Raw genomic sequence first — 16,723 nt, 5'->3', positions numbered from 1 at the left:
TCAGGTTTATAGCCTTCTTTTCAGGATGCTCGGGCACGTGAGCGTGGAGCTGGTGAAAGCTCTCGAGTGCGCTGTCAGGGAGTTTAACAGGCTGCACGGAGCCGAGGGGCAGGTGCGCGTGCTTGAAGTCGAAGAAGGAAAGTTCAAAGTGGAGTTTCGAGGGAGCTTCTGCCTCACTTGTGGGTTCTACGACTACTTTGAAGACTTCGCGTACGTTCTCGCAAGCTGCGGCGCCCGCGCCGGGATCTTAGCTGTTGAAGAAGAGGAGGGCGGCGCGATCGTCGAGTACAAGCTGCTGAAAGAAGGTGAAGAGTGGAGGTTCGCCCCGGAGCGGGTGTTCCTGGTTCTCGAGCCTGGGGAGCAGTGAGGCGGTGCAGCGGTTCGAGCTCCCGGAGGCTCGAAGGAGCGGCTACTCGGCCTTGGCTTTCGAGAGGAATTGCTCCTCGTAGATCCTCCTGACGTCGTGGATCGTCGCAGCCTCTTCAGGCTGCTTATCCGGGCGGAGCCTGATAATCCTGGCGAAGCGGAGCGCGTACCCCGACCTGTACTTGGGGCTTTTCTGCACCTCACTGAAAGCGACTTCAGCAACGATTGAAGGCTTCACCCAGACCCGCCACCCCTCATCCCGCACTTTCAGCTCCAGCAGCTTCCTTGTAATCTCCTCGAACTCAGTGTCCGTCAACCCCTTGAACGTTTTCCCAACGATCAGGAACTCTCCCGTCTCAGGGTTCCTGGCAGCCAGGTAGTAGTCGCTCAGCCAGCCTCTCCTGCGGCCGTGCCCCCACTCGGCGCCAACGATAACCAGGTCAAGTGTCTCCGCCGGCTTCACTTTAAACCAGTACCTGCCGCGCACGCCCGGAGTGTAGGGAGAGTCGAGCCGCTTCACCATCACGCCCTCGTTGCCGGCCTCCAAGCTCCTCCTGTAGAACGACTCCGCCTCGCCGAGATCCCCCGTAACTACCCTCTCGATCAGGATCTCGGGGCTAGCGACCCCCTCGAGAAGCTTCCACCTCTCCTCGTAGGGCTCATCCACTAGAACGCGGCCGTCGAGGTAGAGCACGTCGAATGCTTTGATCTCGAAAGGCATCTCCTCAGCCATCCTCCTCACGTCCTCCTTCCTCCGCACTCTCCTCACCAGGTCCTGGAACCGCAGCGGCTTCCCATCCTTGAAGCTCACTGCTTCGCAGTCGATCACAGCCTCCTCGGCCTTCACGTGCTCCAGCACGAGCTCCACGACATCCGGTAGGCTTGAGGTGACGTCGGTCAGCCTTCTCGTGAACAAGCGCACTTCCCCGCCTCTCTTGTGAACCTGGAGCCTCACGCCATCGTACTTGAACTCTAGAGCGGCTCTCCCACCGCTCTCGCGCAGCGCCTCCCGCAGGCTTCTCGCCATCTCAGCGAGCATCGGCTTAACGGGGTGGAAGAGGCGGAGCCTAACCTCCGAAGGGCTCACACCGCTCAGCAGCAGCTGCGCCAGGTCGCCGAGATCTCCGGAAAACATGTAGGCCCTCCTCACCTCCTCGAGCTGCGCTGAAACAGCTCTCGCCAGCGCCTCCAGGATGATGCCCTCGCGAGCCCCCAGGCGCGGCTCGCCGAGAAGGAAGCGCGCCAAGAACTCTACCTCCCTCCGGCTCATCCCCGCGATAACCGAGCGCAGAGCTCTCAGCTTCCTGTTCCTCGAGTCCTCGCCGGAGGCGTTCGCGACCTTAACTAGGGACTCGTAAACCTCCCTTACGCTCAGCTTCCGCTGGTCCAGCGGGACCACTCCCGAGGTTCCCCGCACAGCTTCGAGAAGAGTGCTGTAGCCCACACCGAGCTCTAGCCCTGAGTAGGCGGGAAAGATCTCCCCAGTGATCAGCCTAACCACTATAGCCGCCTCCTCGGGGTCCAGACCCTTAAGGGCAGCCGCTAAGCGGGATACTTTCTCGTTCCTCGAGGCTGTGGACTCGAGCAGGCTCGCCAGCTCGACCAGCTCCTCGAAGAGCACGACCAGTACTCTCACCAGCTAAAGTTCAAACTATCGGTTAAGCTTCTCGAAGCATTGAAGAGCCGGCTGCAGCCAGGGGCTGGGCTAAGCCGCTAGAACGGTTTGGAGAGGCTTAAGCTGGTGCTGGCCGCACCGCGGAGCTAGGGCGCTTGCAGGAGCCGTTAGCCTGAGGGAGGGAGGATCTTCGCGAGAAGATTCGGTGACGGCGTGAAGAAGCTCTCATCCTTCACGTGATAGAGAATAGTGTAGGGCTCTACTTCAGCAACGCCTTCCGTGGATTTCACCCTGGAGATTATCCTGGCTGTCTCGTCCCTGCTTGTGCTGGAGAAGAAGCAGATAATGTCGTGTCTCCCCGCCGTTACGTAGATCCTGCAGAGCTCGGGAATGGTCTTCAGCTTCTCCCCAACCTCTCTGGGCTCGAAGCCGCCTTTCACCTTGACCAGGAGGGCGAAGCAGCTAGCTGCGCTTACAAAGTCTTGGCCGAGCACTATAGCGAAGCCTTTGATGACCCCCTTACTGGTCATCTGCTTAATCCTCCTCGCTACCGTGGAGGGAGATACACCCAGCTTTCTCGCGATGCTTCTGCACGATGCTCGAGGGTTCTCCGCTAAAGCTCTGAGGATTTCTAGATCGAGCTTGTCCACAGCGCTTCCCGCTACATTAGTTTTCCAGGTATTTCTCGCTTTCCCTGGTGAAACAATGTCTAACTAGTGCTGCCAGATCTTTGATCATTGCGCCAAAAAGCTTAAATTTGGAGGGAAGCCTGTATCCTCCGTATGAAGAAGCTCTGCATAGTTGTAGCCAACGACACGCTAGAGAACGCTATGATGAGCCTGATCATAGCCTCCACTGCGGCCGCGATGGGTGTTGAGACTCACATCTTCTACACGTTCTGGGGACTTAACCTCTTGAAGAAGGGCGGGCTGGAGAAAGCTAAGCTCGGGAAGATGTCGCTGTTCACAGGTATGATGAAGAGCAGGATGAAGGCGAAGAACATCCCGGGCCCTGAAGAGCTGCTTAAAGCCGCTGTAGCTACGGGTAATGTTCACCTACATGCGTGCTCTACGACAGCCGAGCTTATGAACATAAAGAAAGAGGATATGATTCCGGAGGTTGAGGACGTGATAGGAGCTGCCACCTTCCTCGAGCTAGCTAAAGACGGCCAGATAATCTTCCTCACGTAGAGGTGGAGGACATGAGCGAGGAGATTAGGGTCGACCGGGTGCTGGACACTTCAGGACTCTCCTGCCCCATGCCCGTGGTGAAAACGGCCAAGGAGATAGGCCAGGTCCCCGTAGGGGGGATTCTCAAAGTTATCGCCACAGACCCCGGCTCGCTCTCGGACATCCCGGCGTGGGCAAAAAGCCAAGGTCATGAAGTAGTGAAAGTCGAAAAAGAGTCTGGTAGGTTCGTCTTCTACGTGAAGAGAACGAAGTAGGGGGGGTTAAGCGTGCAGGTTTTTTCTTTCTTGCTGCTAGCTGTGACACCCTACGTAGCCGTTGCGATCTTCCTCGCAGGCATCGCATACAGGCTGCTCTCATGGCTTAGAGTGCCTCCGCCGGCCGTGAGGTTCCTCCTTCACCCGGCACCGAAAAGCACGCTAGGCTCGCTGCTAGCGGTCGTGAAGCAGTTCCTCTTCTACCCGTCTCTCATGTCCGTTAACCCGAAGCTCTGGCTGGCGGCGTGGACCGGCCACATGGCGCTCTTCGGCGCTCTCATCGGCCATGGGCGGCTGATCACAGAGTACACGTTCGTATTCGGCCCTCTAGGCATGGACAAGCACGCGATAGACCAGTTCTCCTTCATGGCTGGGAGCATAGCCGGACTCATCATGCTCGCAGCCTTCACGTTCCTGCTGCTCAGGAGGTTCAGGGGGCTACTGAGGAAGCTTTCGACCCCCGAGGACTACTTCGCTCTATCCCTCGTCCTCGGCCTTGTCATTACAGGTCTGATGATGAGGTTTGCAACCCACATCGATGTTGAAGCGATGAGACTGTACTTCTGGGAGCTAGCCACCTTTAGGCCGCAGCACTTGCCGGAAAACCCGTTCTTCATGGCTCACTACGCCCTGGCTCAATTACTCTTAGCGTACTTCCCCTTCGGTAAGCTGATGCACTCGATCGGCTCGCTCCTCACCAACAGCGTTACGAGGTGGAAGATGTGAGCAACACAGCTCAGGCGTTCCTTCAGAACTTCGAGCGCAAGCTGAACCGCAGCCTGAAGTACTACCTCGATATATGTGCAAGGTGCGGTGCTTGCAGTGACGCCTGCCACATGTACGTCGCGACGAGAGACCCTGTGCATGCTCCAGCCTATAGGATGGAGCTGATCAGGCGCCTCTACAAGAGTGCTCACAGCCCGCTGAGAATGTTCCCGCGGCTCATCGGCGCGGATGGCGTGGACGAGAAGTTCATTCAGGATCTCAGCAGAGCTGTGTGGGAGTGTACCGGTTGCAGGAGGTGCGTGGCTCACTGCCCCTTCGGCATAGACGTGACTGTCTTCTTTACTGCAGCGAAGCCGGCGCTGGTGGCGGCCGGAGTGAACAGTCCAGCCCCCGAGATCTACTCGATGGTCGCTGACGCTGCGCTTGAAAGAGGGCGAAACGTGGAGCTGTACAAGGGGCTCTTCCTCGAGCAGGTAAAGAGCCTTGAGGATCAGCTGAGAGCGGAGACCGGCGATCCCACGATCGAAATCCCCGTAGGGAAGAAGGGTGCCAGGGTTCTCTACGTTGCTCTGGCTGGCTCGCACACGATCTTACCAGCTGCCAAGATCTTCCACGCCGCTCGCGAGGACTGGACCCTCAGCGTTTTCGACGCAGCTAACTACGCTTTCTTCCTGGCAGACACGGAGAAGGCCAAAGAAATCGCGAGAAACATTGTAGAGGAGGCGAAGAGCCTTGGAGTTAAAGTCGTCGTAATAACGGAGTGCGGCCACGCTTACAGGGTTATGAAGCACCTAGCTCCAAAGTGGCTGGGCGAGGAGTTCCCCTTCGAAGTGAAGAGCATCGTGGAGATCATAGACGAGTACATCCGGGAGGGCAGGATAAAGCTCAGAAAGGAAGCCATCAAGGAGCCGGTCACCTACCACGATCCCTGCCAGCTGGCAAGGAACGGCGGGGTCATCGAGGAGCCGAGGAGAGTCTTGAAAGCCGCCGTACTCGACTTCAGAGAGATGACGCCGAACGGGGAGAAGAACTGGTGCTGCGGTGGCGGCGGCGGCCTCGTGGCGGTGCCTGACTTCGAAGAGCTCAGAGTTAAGACCGGGAAGAAGAAAGCCGAGCAGGTGAGAGCTACGGGAGCCCGGATCGTGGCAACAGCTTGCGAGAACTGCAAGGCACAGTTAAAGCTCCTGAGCGAGCGCTACAACCTCGGAGTTCAGGTCGTCGGAGTAATGGATCTCGTAGCCGAAGCCCTCAGCTTCAGCTAGGTCGAAAAAGAATAGTAGGCAGACTCTGCTCTTTTTCATCAGATATGCTCGGTGAGAGCGGAGAAAGAGTAGAGCTTCTCCTCCCCTTACCGGCGCCGCGATCCAAGGTTGCGCTGGAGGAAGCGATACTGCTCAGGAGAAGTGTCAGAGAGTGGGCTCGCAGCCCGCTCTCTCTGGAAGACTTGGCGCTGATTCTTTGGGCTGCTCAAGGGCTCGCGGGGCATGACGGCTGGCCCCGGCGCACCGCTCCGAGCGCCGGGGCTACGTACCCGCTAGAGCTCTACGCAGTTCTCGGAGAGGAAGGGGTCAGGGTGGGGGGAAGCTTCGCCGAGGCTGGCGTCTACAAGTACAGGTGGATGCGCCACAGCTTGGCGCTCGTGAGAGAGGGGGACGTGCGCAGAGAGCTTTGGGCTGCCTCGCTGAGGCAGGAGTGGGTTCTCGAGGCGCCGGTGAGCATCGTCATCTGCGCTGTGCACAGGCGGACGACGCGGAGGTACGGTGAGCGTGGTGAGAGGTACGTGTATATGGAGGCTGGCCACGCAGGCCAGAACATCTACTTGATGGTAGCTGCGCTCAACCTAGGCACAGTAGCAGTAGGCGCTTTCGACGACGCCGCTGTGGCAAGGGTTATCCGGGCACAAGCCGAGGAGCACCCCCTCTACATCTTCCCGGTCGGGGTACCTGAGAAGCCTTCTAAGGGGAGGTTTGAAGAGCTGTGGAAGCTTCTCACAGAGTCTCGGAAGAGAGGAAAGGGGTAGAGCCTGATCGCAGCGGTAATATAAGAACTTTATCTAGCGTGCCTCCTGATACTTGGTGGTCATTATAATAAACCATCATTCCACGATGCCGCCGGCTATGCGAAAATTTTACTATTAAGCGCCTCTTAAGGGAAAAATGTTCAAGCAATGCTGCATCACTCTTATTAAAGCGAGAGCGAAGGCGCCTGCAAAACCGGGGGTCGCAGATGAGTGAAGAGAGTAAAGGGAAAGCTGCCCCCGCGGGGAAAAAGCTCAGCATTTCAGCGCTGGTGCCGCTCTTAGCAGTCTTTATAGTCGGGTTGCTCATCGGCTTCGCCTTAGCGGGCGTCTTCGGAGCCCAGCAGGCTGCTCAGGCTGTTGCCCCGCAGGAGAAGAGAACGATCAGCATAGGCTTCACGCTCCCCCTCTCCGGAGAGCTCTCGTCCATCGGCAAGGTGTGGGAGAAGGTCGTGTACCTCGCGATCGAGGATCTCAACGCGGAGGTTCAAGCTTACGGCTTCAACGTAGAGTTCAAGCCAGTCATCCTCGACGACGCCACGTCAGCTGAAGGAGCCTTGAGGAACGTGCAAACCTTCGCGCAGCAGGGAATCAAAGTGATCATAGGCCCGGCAGCCAGCTCGCAGGTTAAGGCTGTCAAGAGCTTCGTGGACAGCAACGAAATCGTGCTGATCTCACCATCCTCGACCGCGCCCACGCTCGCCATTCCCGGCGACTTCGTGTTCAGGACTGTCGGCTCCGACGCCGGGCAGGCTAAGGTTCTCGCGGTGCTGGCCTTCCAGGAGGGTGCGAGGAAGGTCGTGGTGTTCCACAGGAACGACGAGTACGGGAACGCGTTCGCGGACTTCTTCGAGAAGTACTTCAAGGAGCTGGGAGGAACAGCTGTGAAGATGCCCTACCAGACGGGGCTCTCGGACTACGCGGCCGAGGTCGCCAGCCTCGCTAGCAGGGTCCAAGCCGAGAAAGCTGACGCTGTGGTGCTGATATCCTTCGACACGGACGGCGGCAACATCCTGAGCCACGCGGCGAAATCTCCGGTACTCTCAGCTGTGCGCTGGTTCATCTCTGAGGGGCCCCACGGGGCAGCAGAGCTCAAAGCACAAGCAGTAGGCGAGTTCGCGGCGAAAGTGAAACTGCTCGGCACAAGGCCTCTCTTCATAGGTAACCCGCTGTACGAGGACTTCAAGGCTAGGCTGAAGTCGAAGTACGGTGTCGACGCGACAGTGTTCTGCGATACTCTGTACGATGCGGTGAAGCTGGCCGGCTGGGCGATCCTCAGGGCAGGAAGCAGCGATGGGAAAGCTATCCGCGCTGCTCTCGTGGAGGTGGCGAAAACGTACTACGGCCCGAGCGGCTGGACGATCTTCGACGAGAGCGGCGACAAAGCCAACCAGGACTACGGCGTCTGGGCTATCGTGAGGACCGCGGCCGGCTACGACTTCAAGGACGTCGGCGTCTACGAGAGAGGCTCGATAGTCTTCCTGGAGAAACCTTACCCGTAGTTTAAGCAGTGCTGGGCCTATGCTACCGGGGTACCCGTACTCAATACTGAATTCTTTACAGTACTTCCTCTTCTACCTCCTCTTCTCCGTACCCTTGACGCTCAGCTACAGGACTAGCAAGGTGCTGAACTTCTCGCACTCGAACTTCATCGCTTACGGGATGTACACCGCTATCTTCCTGCACGGTTTGGCCGGCAACCGGAGCTTCCTGGTAGCGGCTATGGCAGCGTTCCTCGTCGGCGGCTCCATCGCGCTGCTCAACCACCTAGCGGTTTTCAGACCTCTCGAGCGGAGAAGAGCGTCGCCAGCGTTCGTCATGATAGCCTCGATGGGGCTGTGGATCATGTACAACTACCTGCTCTACATGCTGGCCGACGTAGCCCACGCTTTCACAATGAAGAACTTCATCTCGTACGGCAGGATCGACTACGCGGACATCCCGGACTTGAGAATCCTCGACTTTGCTGTAGACCACTCGCTACTAGCGAGCCTAGCATCTGCCACAGCTTTCGGCACCGCGCTTTACCTCCTCTTAATGAAGACTTCGCTGGGCCGCGCGATGCGGGCTGTGGCGGATAACCCCGCGCTAGCTGAAATCTCCGGCATACCCCGCGAGAAGGTCTTGAGGTTCACCTGGTTCCTGTGCGGTGGCGCGGCGGCAGTGGGGGGCGTGCTGTGGACTAGCTTCTCGGGGACGATCACGCCGGCGTCAGCTGACGCGATGATCCTCCAGGTTTTCGCGGTGAGCTTCATCGGGGGGCTCGTCTCCCTCTCGAGAACCATTCTGGGGGCTCTCGCGATCTCCCTAGCGGAGAACGTCGGCATCGCAGCCTTAAACACGTTCTTCGGCATCCCCACGAGCTTTAGACCATTCATCACGTTCGTCACTCTCCTCACAGTACTCATCGTTTCCCCGCCTTTAGGAGCCGCAGGTGGGCTTCCCTACAGGTTCAGGAGGAAGGTGGGTGGTGGGCGATGATCGACATCTTAGGTTTCCTGGTCAGCTGGCTCACGCTCCTCGGGATATACTCGATTCTAGCACTCTCCCTAAACTTCGAGTCAGGGGTCAGCGGCGTGACCAACTTCGGAAAGGTTCTCTTCTACGGGGTCGGAGCCTACGTCGCCGCAGCTCTCTCGACGTACCTCCTCCTCGCGATCTACGGGATCGATACCTCGGAAACCCCACCCTACGACATCAAGGGCATCATTGCCCTGGGGCATCTCTCGACCCGCAACCCCCTGGTGAACTTAGGGCTTTTCGCCCTGACCCTGATCTTGGCTTTCCTCGTGGCTGGCGCGCTGGGCTACCTGCTTACATACCCCATCCTGCGCGTAGGCCCCGCTTTCGTCGGCTTCACGCTCCTCAGCTCTGGAGAGCTCATGAGAATCTTCCTGCAGCACTACACCCCGCTCGGCGCGAGCAAAGGCCTCATGGCTATCCCGAACCCCTTCGCCTGGGTGCCGGTTCCGCGCCTGAGAGAAGCGCTCTTCCTCGCTGTGGTGCTGTCCCTCCTCGCGCTGGTCTACCTGGTGCTCAACCGGCTGGTGAACAGCCCCTTCGGGCGCGCTCTTAAAGCTGTGCGAGACGATGAGATCGCTGCGCTCTGCCTCGGGAAGCACGTTCCGAGGATAAAGGCTACGGTGCTCTTCATCGGCTCAGGCTTCTCCGGCGTCGCGGGAGCACTCCTAGCGTACTACCTGACGGCCGTGAACCCCGACATGTTCGTCCCAGCTGTAACGTTCAACGTCTGGGCGATGATCATACTGGGCGGGCTCGGCAACCTCAAGGGCTCGCTGGTCGGGGCCGCGGTCTTCACGCTCCTGGACAGGCTGCTCACCTTCGTGACTCCGCAGATCGGCTTAACGGTGGTCTCGCCCGACTACATAAGGTGGTTCGCCGTAGGCTTGCTCATCGTGGTGCTGATCATTGCGAGACCGCAGGGCCTCCTTCCGGAGGAGCCTGTTAAGACGCCTGCGTTAGAGGAAGCGCTGAGAGCGGCAGGTGAGAGCAGTGGCTAGCATACTGGAGGTGGTAGAAGTTTCGAAGCGGTTCGGGGGCATCGTGGCGCTAGACGGGGTCACCCTCTCGGTGCCCGAGAGAGGAGTGGTGGGGCTGATCGGGCCTAATGGCAGCGGAAAGACGACGCTCTTCAACGTTGTGACCGGCTTCTACACCCCCGATAAGGGGGAGGTGCTGTACAGGGGGGAGAACGGGGTTGAGAGGATTCACGGCTTGAACCCCAACGAGGTTTTCGCGAAGGGGATCGTCAGGACTTTCCAGATTCCCAGGCTCTTCCGCTCGCTCACGGTCCTGGAGAACCTGCTGGTCACGCCTCAGGGGCAGAGTGGGGAGAACCCCTTCTTGTCGCTCTCGAAGCGGAGGTGGGAGAATCAGGAGCGGGAGCTAGCCCGGCGCGCTCTCTCCCTCCTTAAGCGCTTCGGCCTGCTAAGCTACGCGAACAAGAAAGTTTCTGAGCTTTCAGCAGCTCACATGAAGCTCGTCGAGACCATCCGCGGCCTCATGACTCCGGCGAAGCTTTACCTGCTCGACGAGCCCGCGGCGGGTGTTGAAGCAGCAGCTGCTCACGAGCTCTTCAGGCTCGTCCGCGAGCTGAGAGAAACTGAAGGGCTCACATTCTTCATCGTAGAGCACAGGATCGAGATCCTGACCAAGTACGTGGACTACGTGTACGTTCTGCACAACGGCAGGCTACTCGCCGAGGGGAAGCCTGAAGAGGTGGTCTCCGACCCGAAGGTGATTGAAGCATACATCGGGTGAGCCGGGATGCTTGAAGTCGAAAGCTTGTGGGCGGGTTACGGCAACATGACCGTGCTCCAAGGGGTTAGCGTCAGCGTTGAGAAGAAGCAGATAGTAGCCGTGATCGGCCCGAACGGCGCCGGGAAAACAACGCTCCTCAACGCGGTCTTCGGGCTTGCTTCCGTGCACTCCGGGAGGATTCGCTTCAACGGGCAGGACGTGGTTGGCAGGCGGCCTCACGAGCTCGTCAGGCTCGGTATCGGCTACGCTCCTCAACTAGACAACGTTTTCCCCAACCTCACTGTCGAGGAGAACCTCCAGGTTGGAGCGTTCATCCGCGGGAAAGACCCGGCCGTGGCGGCCGACATCGAAGACGTGCTGGAGCTATTCCCGGAGATTAAGCGCAGGAGGAGCCAGAAGGCTAAGTTCCTCAGCGGCGGCGAGAGGCAGATGCTAGCGGTGGCAAGGGCGCTGATGACCAGGCCAAGCCTCCTCCTTCTCGACGAGCCTACTGCCGGCCTCTCACCCAAAGCCGGATCCACCCTCATGAAGAAGGTGAAGGAGATCCAGGAGACTAGGGGCGTTTCGATACTGCTCGTTGAGCAGAACGTTGAGAGAGCTTTCGAGGTCTCAGAGTCCGCGTACGTGCTGGTCAGCGGGAGGATCGTGAAGCATGCTCCTGTCAGCGAGCTCCGCGAAATCGCCCCCGAGAAGCTCTTCTTCGTGCTTTAAAGCACTGAGCTCTCTTTCCCTTGGTCGTACAGCGGTAGTTCTGGCTCAGTGGGCGAAATCTTAATATAGCGTGGTGGTTCCCCTCTAGGAACCATGCGTATGAGAGGTACCAGGAGCGAAGCTGGAGAGAAAGCAGTCAGGGAGGCTGCAGCCGCTGTAGGGGGCTTGCTAGCCATTCTGCTGTTCACGGTAATCGCGGCGAGAATCGCTGCATACCTTCCTTAAGCTGAGCCGCGCTACGCTCTAACAACCGCGCTGAGCTTCTTCGCAGGGTACTCGCTGGGCGAGAGAGCCGTCAAGAGCCTCACAACGTTGTTCCTGAGATCGATGACTAGGTTAACTACTCTTTGGAGGACTGCTCGCTCGATCGACCCGTTAGGGTAGATGAGCTTGAGCGCACCGGACACGAGCTTGCGCACCGCTTTCTCATCCCTAATCGTGTACTGCCCAACAAGCTCGACGTGATCCTGGACTAAACCGTCGAAAGACTCGCTTCTCAACCGGTGCATCACCTCGGCGAGGTAGTCGGAAGCTAGCCCGTAGCCCGAAGCCAGGTGCTTGCCGCTCTCCATTATCTTCGGGAGCTCCCACCCGTGGATGAAGCCGTGAATCCTGTCCAGGAAAGCTGTATCGTGCATAAACGAGGGAAGGTACGATAGCGCCGACGAAGCATCTCCTAGAGCTTCAAGGTCTATGTTGCCGAGGAATACCAGAGAGCAGGTGCTGTGGGCTCTCTTCAGAGACCCCCTCTCGAAGAAGCCGTCGACCATGTAGTCTTTAAGCTTAGACGCTATTTCGTCCGCGCTCGAGAACTTGACTCTGCTAACCTCGTCGAACACAACCACGTCGTTCACAGCCAGGTCGCCGGGCAAGGAAAGCCTCGCGTCGAAGAATAGCCTAGCCGGAGTCACGGTGCCGCCGGCGTAGATCCTCGAGTAGTAGGTGAGGTTGCGGTAGACGTAAGTCTTCCCCGTGGCTCTCGGGCCTAGCTCTAGCGTGTTCACGTTAGGCTCAACGAGAGGTATGAGCCTCGCGAGAAGGAGCACTTTCTGCTCAAAACTGTACATAGCCGGGTTGAGGCCGACGCTGGTGATGAGAAGGTCTACCCACTCCTCTGTCGTAAACTCCTCCCTAGCTTCAGCGAAGCTCCTCGCGTCGACGATCTCCGTCTGGAAAGGCTCGAAGTCTACCAAGGTGACTGGCGTCACTTTCCCGGAGCGGCTGCTCTGCGCCGAACGGGGGGTGTAGCGTAGCACGCCGATCCCCCAGAGCCCCGAGAAAATCCTCTCGTATGTCCTCGGCAGAGCGTTGTCGACGAGCGCGTCGTTGATGCCCAGAGACGGGATCTGCAGCAGGTAAAGGTTCCTCTTCAGGTCTACGCGGACCCTGAACTCGTCGAGAATCTTCACCTCCCCCCTCTCCTTGAGGACGCCTAGAAACCTCTCGCGATCCCCAGGCTCCGGGTGGAGCTCCGCTATCAGCCTCGCAGCTTTCTCAACGCACACCGAGTCCTCGCCCTGGCACAGCCTCGACAAAAGGTATTCCGTGATGAAGGCAGGCACGCGGCTGACACCGACTCGCCTGGCCAGCCCTTTGTCGACGACAGCGTCGCCGAAAATTCTGCGCACCTTGGAGCCGGCGCTGGAGAGCAATCGAGTCCCCCGTTAAAGTAACCTCTCAATCCTATTTGTCCTTAACCCGCCTTCAGCGCTCTCCACGCGGAGCCTAGGCTTCCCGCCCGCACCAAACCTCTGCAGAACTCTCTCTGCGAGGAGGTACGCGTCCTCGATCACATCGAGCGCGTCAGCTTTAGGGTTCAAGAACTCTGCGCTGAGGCTAGCGCTAGCGCTACCCGCTGAAACCACCACCCTCCTCGCGGAGCCCTTCTCGAGAGCTCTCCGCAGATCTTCGAGCTCCCGAGCTGTGCGCTTCGCCTCCTCCCCCGCTGCCTGCTGCTGGATTTTCTTCTCGGTGCGCGGAACCTCGAGGCGCCGCCTCAGCCACGCTTCCAGCTTCAAGCTCTCGGGTAGGCCGCGGAGGCGCAGCTCTCCGCCCCTAGTCCTTAAGTAAACGTCGTAGAAGCGCAGCTTGAGCAGGCTGGAGAGGATGGGCACCCTTTTCGTAATGCTCACAACATCCTCGAGGCGGAGATCCACCGCTTCCTCGCGGAGCTTGAGCTCCTCTAGCTGTATCGAGCGCACCCTCACCTCGCCGGGGAGGAAAACGTAGGCTGTCAGCTTCGCATCGATCCAGGCCAGCAGGAGGTAGGCGAGCCCCAGGAAGAAGCAGAGAGAGGAAACTTGGGAAAACGAGTCCGCTGAGGAGAGAGCCCCAAGGGAGAGGACGTAGGCTAAGATGACGGTGAACCTCTGCAGCCGCGAAACCTTTCCGAAAGCGAGTCCCACTGCGGCAAAGGGTATCAAGGGCAGCAGGTGTGCAGGAGCAACTTCAGGCGGGAATAGTGGCGCTGCGGAAAGCAAGATTCCAAACACTAACCTCTCGGGGAAAGCGAGAAAAGGAGGTGAAACGACTTCACCTTTCACCATCCTGAACGAAAAAAGCTGAGAGTTAAAGAGGGTTCCGTCCAGCCGGCAGCCTCCTTTCCACGAGGGCAGCGAGCGGCACGCCCACCGCGACCACGGAAGCTAGCGAGCCGGCGAAAACGGAGAGGATCGATAAAGCGATGGGAACATCGAGGTCGAAAGCCCAGAGCAGCAGGTACCTCAAGTACGCCCCGACGATCAGCGAAATCACCGTAGCTTGCACTAGCGCGGCGAGCGCTCTCCTCCTGAAGCCGCAGCTGGAGCAAAGCTTCCAGCCCAGGTAGCCTGCCAGAAAGTTCGCAGCGCTGCCGAGAATGGCGTCCACCAAGTTGAGGAGGGGACTTCCCCAGGATGCTGCGACCAGGTTCCCGACGAAGCAGCCCACCGTGACGCCGACAGCAGCAGGGTAGCCGAGAACCGTGGATAGAGGGATCAGGGCGTCGGCTAGGCGGACTTGCACAAGCCCGAATGAGATGGGTGCCAGCACTATGACGAGTACGGCGTAGGTCGCCGCTATTATTGACGAGAGAGCTGCTTCTCTAGCTCTCACAGGTCAGCAGCGAGAAGGAAGACCGATTTTAAGCTTGCTTTCCGTGGAGAACGCTGCCTATATCGCTCGGCACGGTGAAGCCAAGGCTCTCGAGTCCTTTCCTAACGTTGCTGCTCCCCAACGCCTCTAGGAACTCCCTGACCCCTCTGGAGGTTAAAGCGCTTCGCAGCACAGCGAAGTCGTAGTGCTCTTCGCGCAGGGGCACGAAGTCCAGGTCAAAGAGCTTTGCCGCCCACTCGAGCGCCACTCCCACGTCAGCTCTGCCCGAGGCTACGGCGTGCGCGACAGCTGTGTGGGAGGGGTGCTCGCTGCGGTACCCTCTGACCGAGGATAGCAGGCGCTTTACGGGAATGCCTTCCTGCGCTGCCAGCCTCTTCAGCTGATCATCCACAAAGGATCGGGTCCCGCTGCCCCTGTTCCGGTTCGCCAGCACGATGCCGGGGCGCGCGAGGTCTCGGAAGCTCCTGATGGACTTGGGGTTCCCCTTCCTCACGACGAAGCCCACCCTTCTGACGTAGCCGCGGACTAGCACTAAGCGGCCCTTAAAGCGCTCATCGCGGAGAATGAAAGTGTTGTACCCCTCGCCGTCTGGGTTGGGTATGTGGAGCCCTGATACCTCGCAGAGGCCCTCGGAGAGCAGCTCGAGCCCATTCCAGGACCCGACAGCCGAGTAAACCGAGCCCAGACCCCTCTCCCAAAGGTCGTCCACGACCAGCCTAACGCCGGGGCAATCGCTCCCGTAGATCCGGAGGTCCGGCGTCGCCAGCACCTTGCGAAGAGAGTTAATCCTCCTCAGGATGTACTCCAGCCTCCCCAGGACGAGCGCGCCGTGCGGGGTGAGAAAAGCCCCCCCACCGCCGTAGCCTCCAGCGGTGCGCCTCACGAGCTTCACTCCTAGCGCCAATTCCGAATCGCTCAGAACCCTCCAGGCTGCGCTGTAGCCCGCGCCAAGAACCTCGGACGCTCTCCTCAGAGTCCCCGAGGACTCTACAGCTTTGAGAACTGCGAGCAGGTCCCTCCCGAGGAGCGCTTCACCGGCCCGAATTGCGAAGTGGAAGCTAACCTCCCCCCGCTCTAAGAGCTTCGCGAACCTAGGTAGGGGCTCGAGCTCGTCTCTCATGATCAGCCCCCTAGCCACTTCTCCAGCTCCTCCCCCTCAGGCGCGCCGTCAAGCGCGGCGACGACTCTACCGCTCATTAGGATGAAGGTTCTGTCAGCGATCTCCCTCGCTTCTGCCACCCTGTGCGTAACCAGGATGACCGCGGCACCCTCCTCCCGCGCGAAGCTTTTGAGTAGCTTAAGGACGAGTGCAGCTCTCTCTGAGTCCAGGTTGCTCGTCGGCTCGTCGAGGAGCATGTACTCCGGTTGGAGCGCGAGAGCTCTCGCGACGGAGAGGAGCTGCCTCTGCCCGCCAGAGAGGGAAAGCGCGCTCTTCCTCCTGGCCTCGTAGAGCCCGAAAACCTTCAGCGCTTCCTCAGCGCGCCTCGAAGCCTCCTGAGGCGGGACACCCCTGCTGCGCAGCGCAAGGTAAACGTTGCTGTAGACGCTCATCGAAAGGGCGTGGGCCCTCTGTGGAACGTAAGCAGTCTTAGCCTTCACCCTGGCTACCTGCTCGCTGCTTGCAGGCACTACACCGTCGTAAAGCACCTCGCCGGAGTCCGGCTTCTCCAGCAGAGCCAGGATCCTGAGAAGCGTGGTCTTTCCAGAGCCGTTAGGACCTACGATGCACGTCACCTCGCCTCTCCTCGCGAAGACGCTTACCCCCCTCAGAACGGGCACCCCACCGTAAGCCTTCACAAGGGATCTCGCTTCGATCATGCTTGAACCACCCTCGCTCTAATCGCTAAAGCCAGCAAGTTCGCAGCAAAGTAGAGAAGCACGAGAACCCCGCCTAGCTGCAGCGCAGCCTCGAAGTCCCCAGCGTTCGTGTAGTACACGATAGCTGTTGTGAGCACGCGGGTGTGGTAGCGGATGTTTCCGCCAACGATTATGACGGAGCCAACCTCGGAGACCGCTCTCGCTAGCGCGGTCAGCGACGCGGCGAACACGTGCGCGCGGACTTCGCTCAGGTAGAACAGGTACCGGTAGAGCGGGCTCGTGCTGATAGAGTCGATAAGCTCCTTAACGTCGCGGGGGAGGGCCTCTACAGCCGCCATCGTCAAGCCCGCGACTATCGGTAGAGTGAGGAGAAACTGCGAGAGAACCATCCCCTCGGGAGTGAAGAGCAGGCCGAGAAAGCTTAGGGGGCCGCTCCTCGAGAGGAGGAGGTAGAGCAGAAGCCCGAGAAGGACGGGGGGTAGACCCATCGCCGTGTTCACGAGTAAGCTCAGCGCTCGCTTCCAGCGGGCCCTCGTAGCCAGGAAGAGCCCGAGAGGAACGCCTACCGCAGAAGACAGGAGGGTCGCCGTCAGCGAGACTTTCACGGACAGCAACGTAATGTGGAGCAGCTCGTAGGGCTCCATGCAAGCCA

20 protein-coding genes are annotated in these 16,723 nt (G+C 59.3%); 12 read left to right on the top strand and 8 right to left on the bottom strand.

Annotated features, from left to right (window positions below):
* Positions 1-37 precede the first annotated feature (37 nt).
* A complete protein-coding gene (locus tag QXU72_02940; protein MEM0494210.1) occupies positions 38-367 on the top strand; it encodes a hypothetical protein in 330 nt (109 codons plus the stop codon).
* Positions 368-409: 42 nt separating this feature from the next.
* On the opposite strand, the gene QXU72_02935 is transcribed toward QXU72_02940, so the two are convergent.
* Both QXU72_02935 and QXU72_02930 read right to left on the bottom strand, forming a co-directional pair.
* Entirely contained in the window at positions 410-2,002 is a 1,593-nt protein-coding gene (locus QXU72_02935) for an ATP-dependent DNA ligase (protein ID MEM0494209.1), read from the bottom strand.
* Positions 2,003-2,148: 146 nt separating this feature from the next.
* Positions 2,149-2,631, bottom strand: a complete 483-nt coding sequence (locus tag QXU72_02930; GenBank protein ID MEM0494208.1) for an Lrp/AsnC family transcriptional regulator — start codon at positions 2,629-2,631, stop codon at positions 2,149-2,151.
* 132 nt (positions 2,632-2,763) lie between these two features.
* Between QXU72_02930 and QXU72_02925 the strand changes: the two genes are divergently transcribed.
* From QXU72_02925 to QXU72_02875, 11 genes are all read left to right on the top strand, one after another.
* Positions 2,764-3,171, top strand: coding sequence for a DsrE/DsrF/DrsH-like family protein (locus tag QXU72_02925; GenBank protein MEM0494207.1), 408 nt, complete (start codon positions 2,764-2,766; stop codon positions 3,169-3,171).
* Positions 3,172-3,182: 11 nt separating this feature from the next.
* On the top strand, positions 3,183-3,425 hold the full coding sequence (locus tag QXU72_02920) for a sulfurtransferase TusA family protein (protein MEM0494206.1): 243 nt from the start codon (positions 3,183-3,185) through the stop codon (positions 3,423-3,425).
* A gap of 12 nt (positions 3,426-3,437) precedes the next feature.
* The gene (locus QXU72_02915) at positions 3,438-4,151 is read left to right on the top strand and encodes a respiratory nitrate reductase subunit gamma (protein MEM0494205.1); all 714 of its coding nucleotides are present in this window, start codon (positions 3,438-3,440) and stop codon (positions 4,149-4,151) included.
* The gene (locus QXU72_02910; GenBank protein MEM0494204.1) at positions 4,148-5,413 is read left to right on the top strand and encodes a (Fe-S)-binding protein; all 1,266 of its coding nucleotides are present in this window, start codon (positions 4,148-4,150) and stop codon (positions 5,411-5,413) included. The genes QXU72_02915 and QXU72_02910 overlap by 4 nt, the downstream gene beginning before the upstream one ends.
* A 44-nt stretch (positions 5,414-5,457) precedes the next feature.
* Positions 5,458-6,171 (top strand): SagB/ThcOx family dehydrogenase, encoded by a 714-nt coding sequence (locus QXU72_02905; protein ID MEM0494203.1) that lies wholly within the window; start codon positions 5,458-5,460, stop codon positions 6,169-6,171.
* Positions 6,172-6,377: 206 nt separating this feature from the next.
* Positions 6,378-7,670: an ABC transporter substrate-binding protein gene (locus QXU72_02900; GenBank protein MEM0494202.1), complete on the top strand. Its 1,293-nt coding sequence runs from the start codon at positions 6,378-6,380 to the stop codon at positions 7,668-7,670.
* A 19-nt stretch (positions 7,671-7,689) separates the two neighbouring features.
* A complete protein-coding gene (locus tag QXU72_02895; GenBank protein MEM0494201.1) occupies positions 7,690-8,649 on the top strand; it encodes a branched-chain amino acid ABC transporter permease in 960 nt (319 codons plus the stop codon).
* Complete coding sequence (locus QXU72_02890; protein ID MEM0494200.1) at positions 8,646-9,689, top strand: branched-chain amino acid ABC transporter permease; 1,044 nt, start codon at positions 8,646-8,648, stop codon at positions 9,687-9,689. The genes QXU72_02895 and QXU72_02890 overlap by 4 nt, the downstream gene beginning before the upstream one ends.
* Positions 9,682-10,449 (top strand): ABC transporter ATP-binding protein, encoded by a 768-nt coding sequence (locus QXU72_02885; protein ID MEM0494199.1) that lies wholly within the window; start codon positions 9,682-9,684, stop codon positions 10,447-10,449. The genes QXU72_02890 and QXU72_02885 overlap by 8 nt, the downstream gene beginning before the upstream one ends.
* A 6-nt stretch (positions 10,450-10,455) precedes the next feature.
* Positions 10,456-11,160 (top strand): ABC transporter ATP-binding protein, encoded by a 705-nt coding sequence (locus QXU72_02880; GenBank protein ID MEM0494198.1) that lies wholly within the window; start codon positions 10,456-10,458, stop codon positions 11,158-11,160.
* 93 nt (positions 11,161-11,253) lie between these two features.
* Positions 11,254-11,385, top strand: coding sequence for a hypothetical protein (locus QXU72_02875; protein ID MEM0494197.1), 132 nt, complete (start codon positions 11,254-11,256; stop codon positions 11,383-11,385).
* Between the two features lie 11 nt (positions 11,386-11,396).
* On the opposite strand, the gene brxL is transcribed toward QXU72_02875, so the two are convergent.
* The 6 genes from brxL to QXU72_02845 are packed head-to-tail and all read right to left on the bottom strand — an operon-like array spanning position 11,397 to position 16,715.
* Entirely contained in the window at positions 11,397-12,812 is a 1,416-nt protein-coding gene (gene brxL / locus QXU72_02870) for a BREX system Lon protease-like protein BrxL (protein ID MEM0494196.1), read from the bottom strand.
* 12 nt (positions 12,813-12,824) lie between these two features.
* Positions 12,825-13,703, bottom strand: coding sequence for a hypothetical protein (locus QXU72_02865; protein MEM0494195.1), 879 nt, complete (start codon positions 13,701-13,703; stop codon positions 12,825-12,827).
* A 25-nt stretch (positions 13,704-13,728) separates the two neighbouring features.
* Positions 13,729-14,253, bottom strand: a complete 525-nt coding sequence (locus QXU72_02860; GenBank protein MEM0494194.1) for a QueT transporter family protein — start codon at positions 14,251-14,253, stop codon at positions 13,729-13,731.
* Positions 14,254-14,281: 28 nt separating this feature from the next.
* Positions 14,282-15,391 carry a substrate-binding domain-containing protein gene (locus QXU72_02855; protein MEM0494193.1) on the bottom strand — a complete coding sequence of 370 codons (1,110 nt, stop codon included), beginning with the start codon at positions 15,389-15,391 and terminating at the stop codon, positions 14,282-14,284.
* A complete protein-coding gene (locus QXU72_02850) occupies positions 15,376-16,071 on the bottom strand; it encodes an ATP-binding cassette domain-containing protein (GenBank protein ID MEM0494192.1) in 696 nt (231 codons plus the stop codon). Before QXU72_02850 ends, QXU72_02855 begins: the two co-directional genes overlap by 16 nt.
* Entirely contained in the window at positions 16,068-16,715 is a 648-nt protein-coding gene (locus tag QXU72_02845) for an ABC transporter permease (GenBank protein ID MEM0494191.1), read from the bottom strand. Before QXU72_02845 ends, QXU72_02850 begins: the two co-directional genes overlap by 4 nt.
* Positions 16,716-16,723 lie beyond the last annotated feature (8 nt).

Origin of the sequence: Thermofilum sp., from assembly GCA_038741495.1 — an archaeon.
Taxonomy (GTDB): domain Archaea; phylum Thermoproteota; class Thermoprotei; order Thermofilales; family Thermofilaceae; genus Thermofilum.
This window is presented reverse-complemented; position numbering and strand designations above follow the sequence as displayed.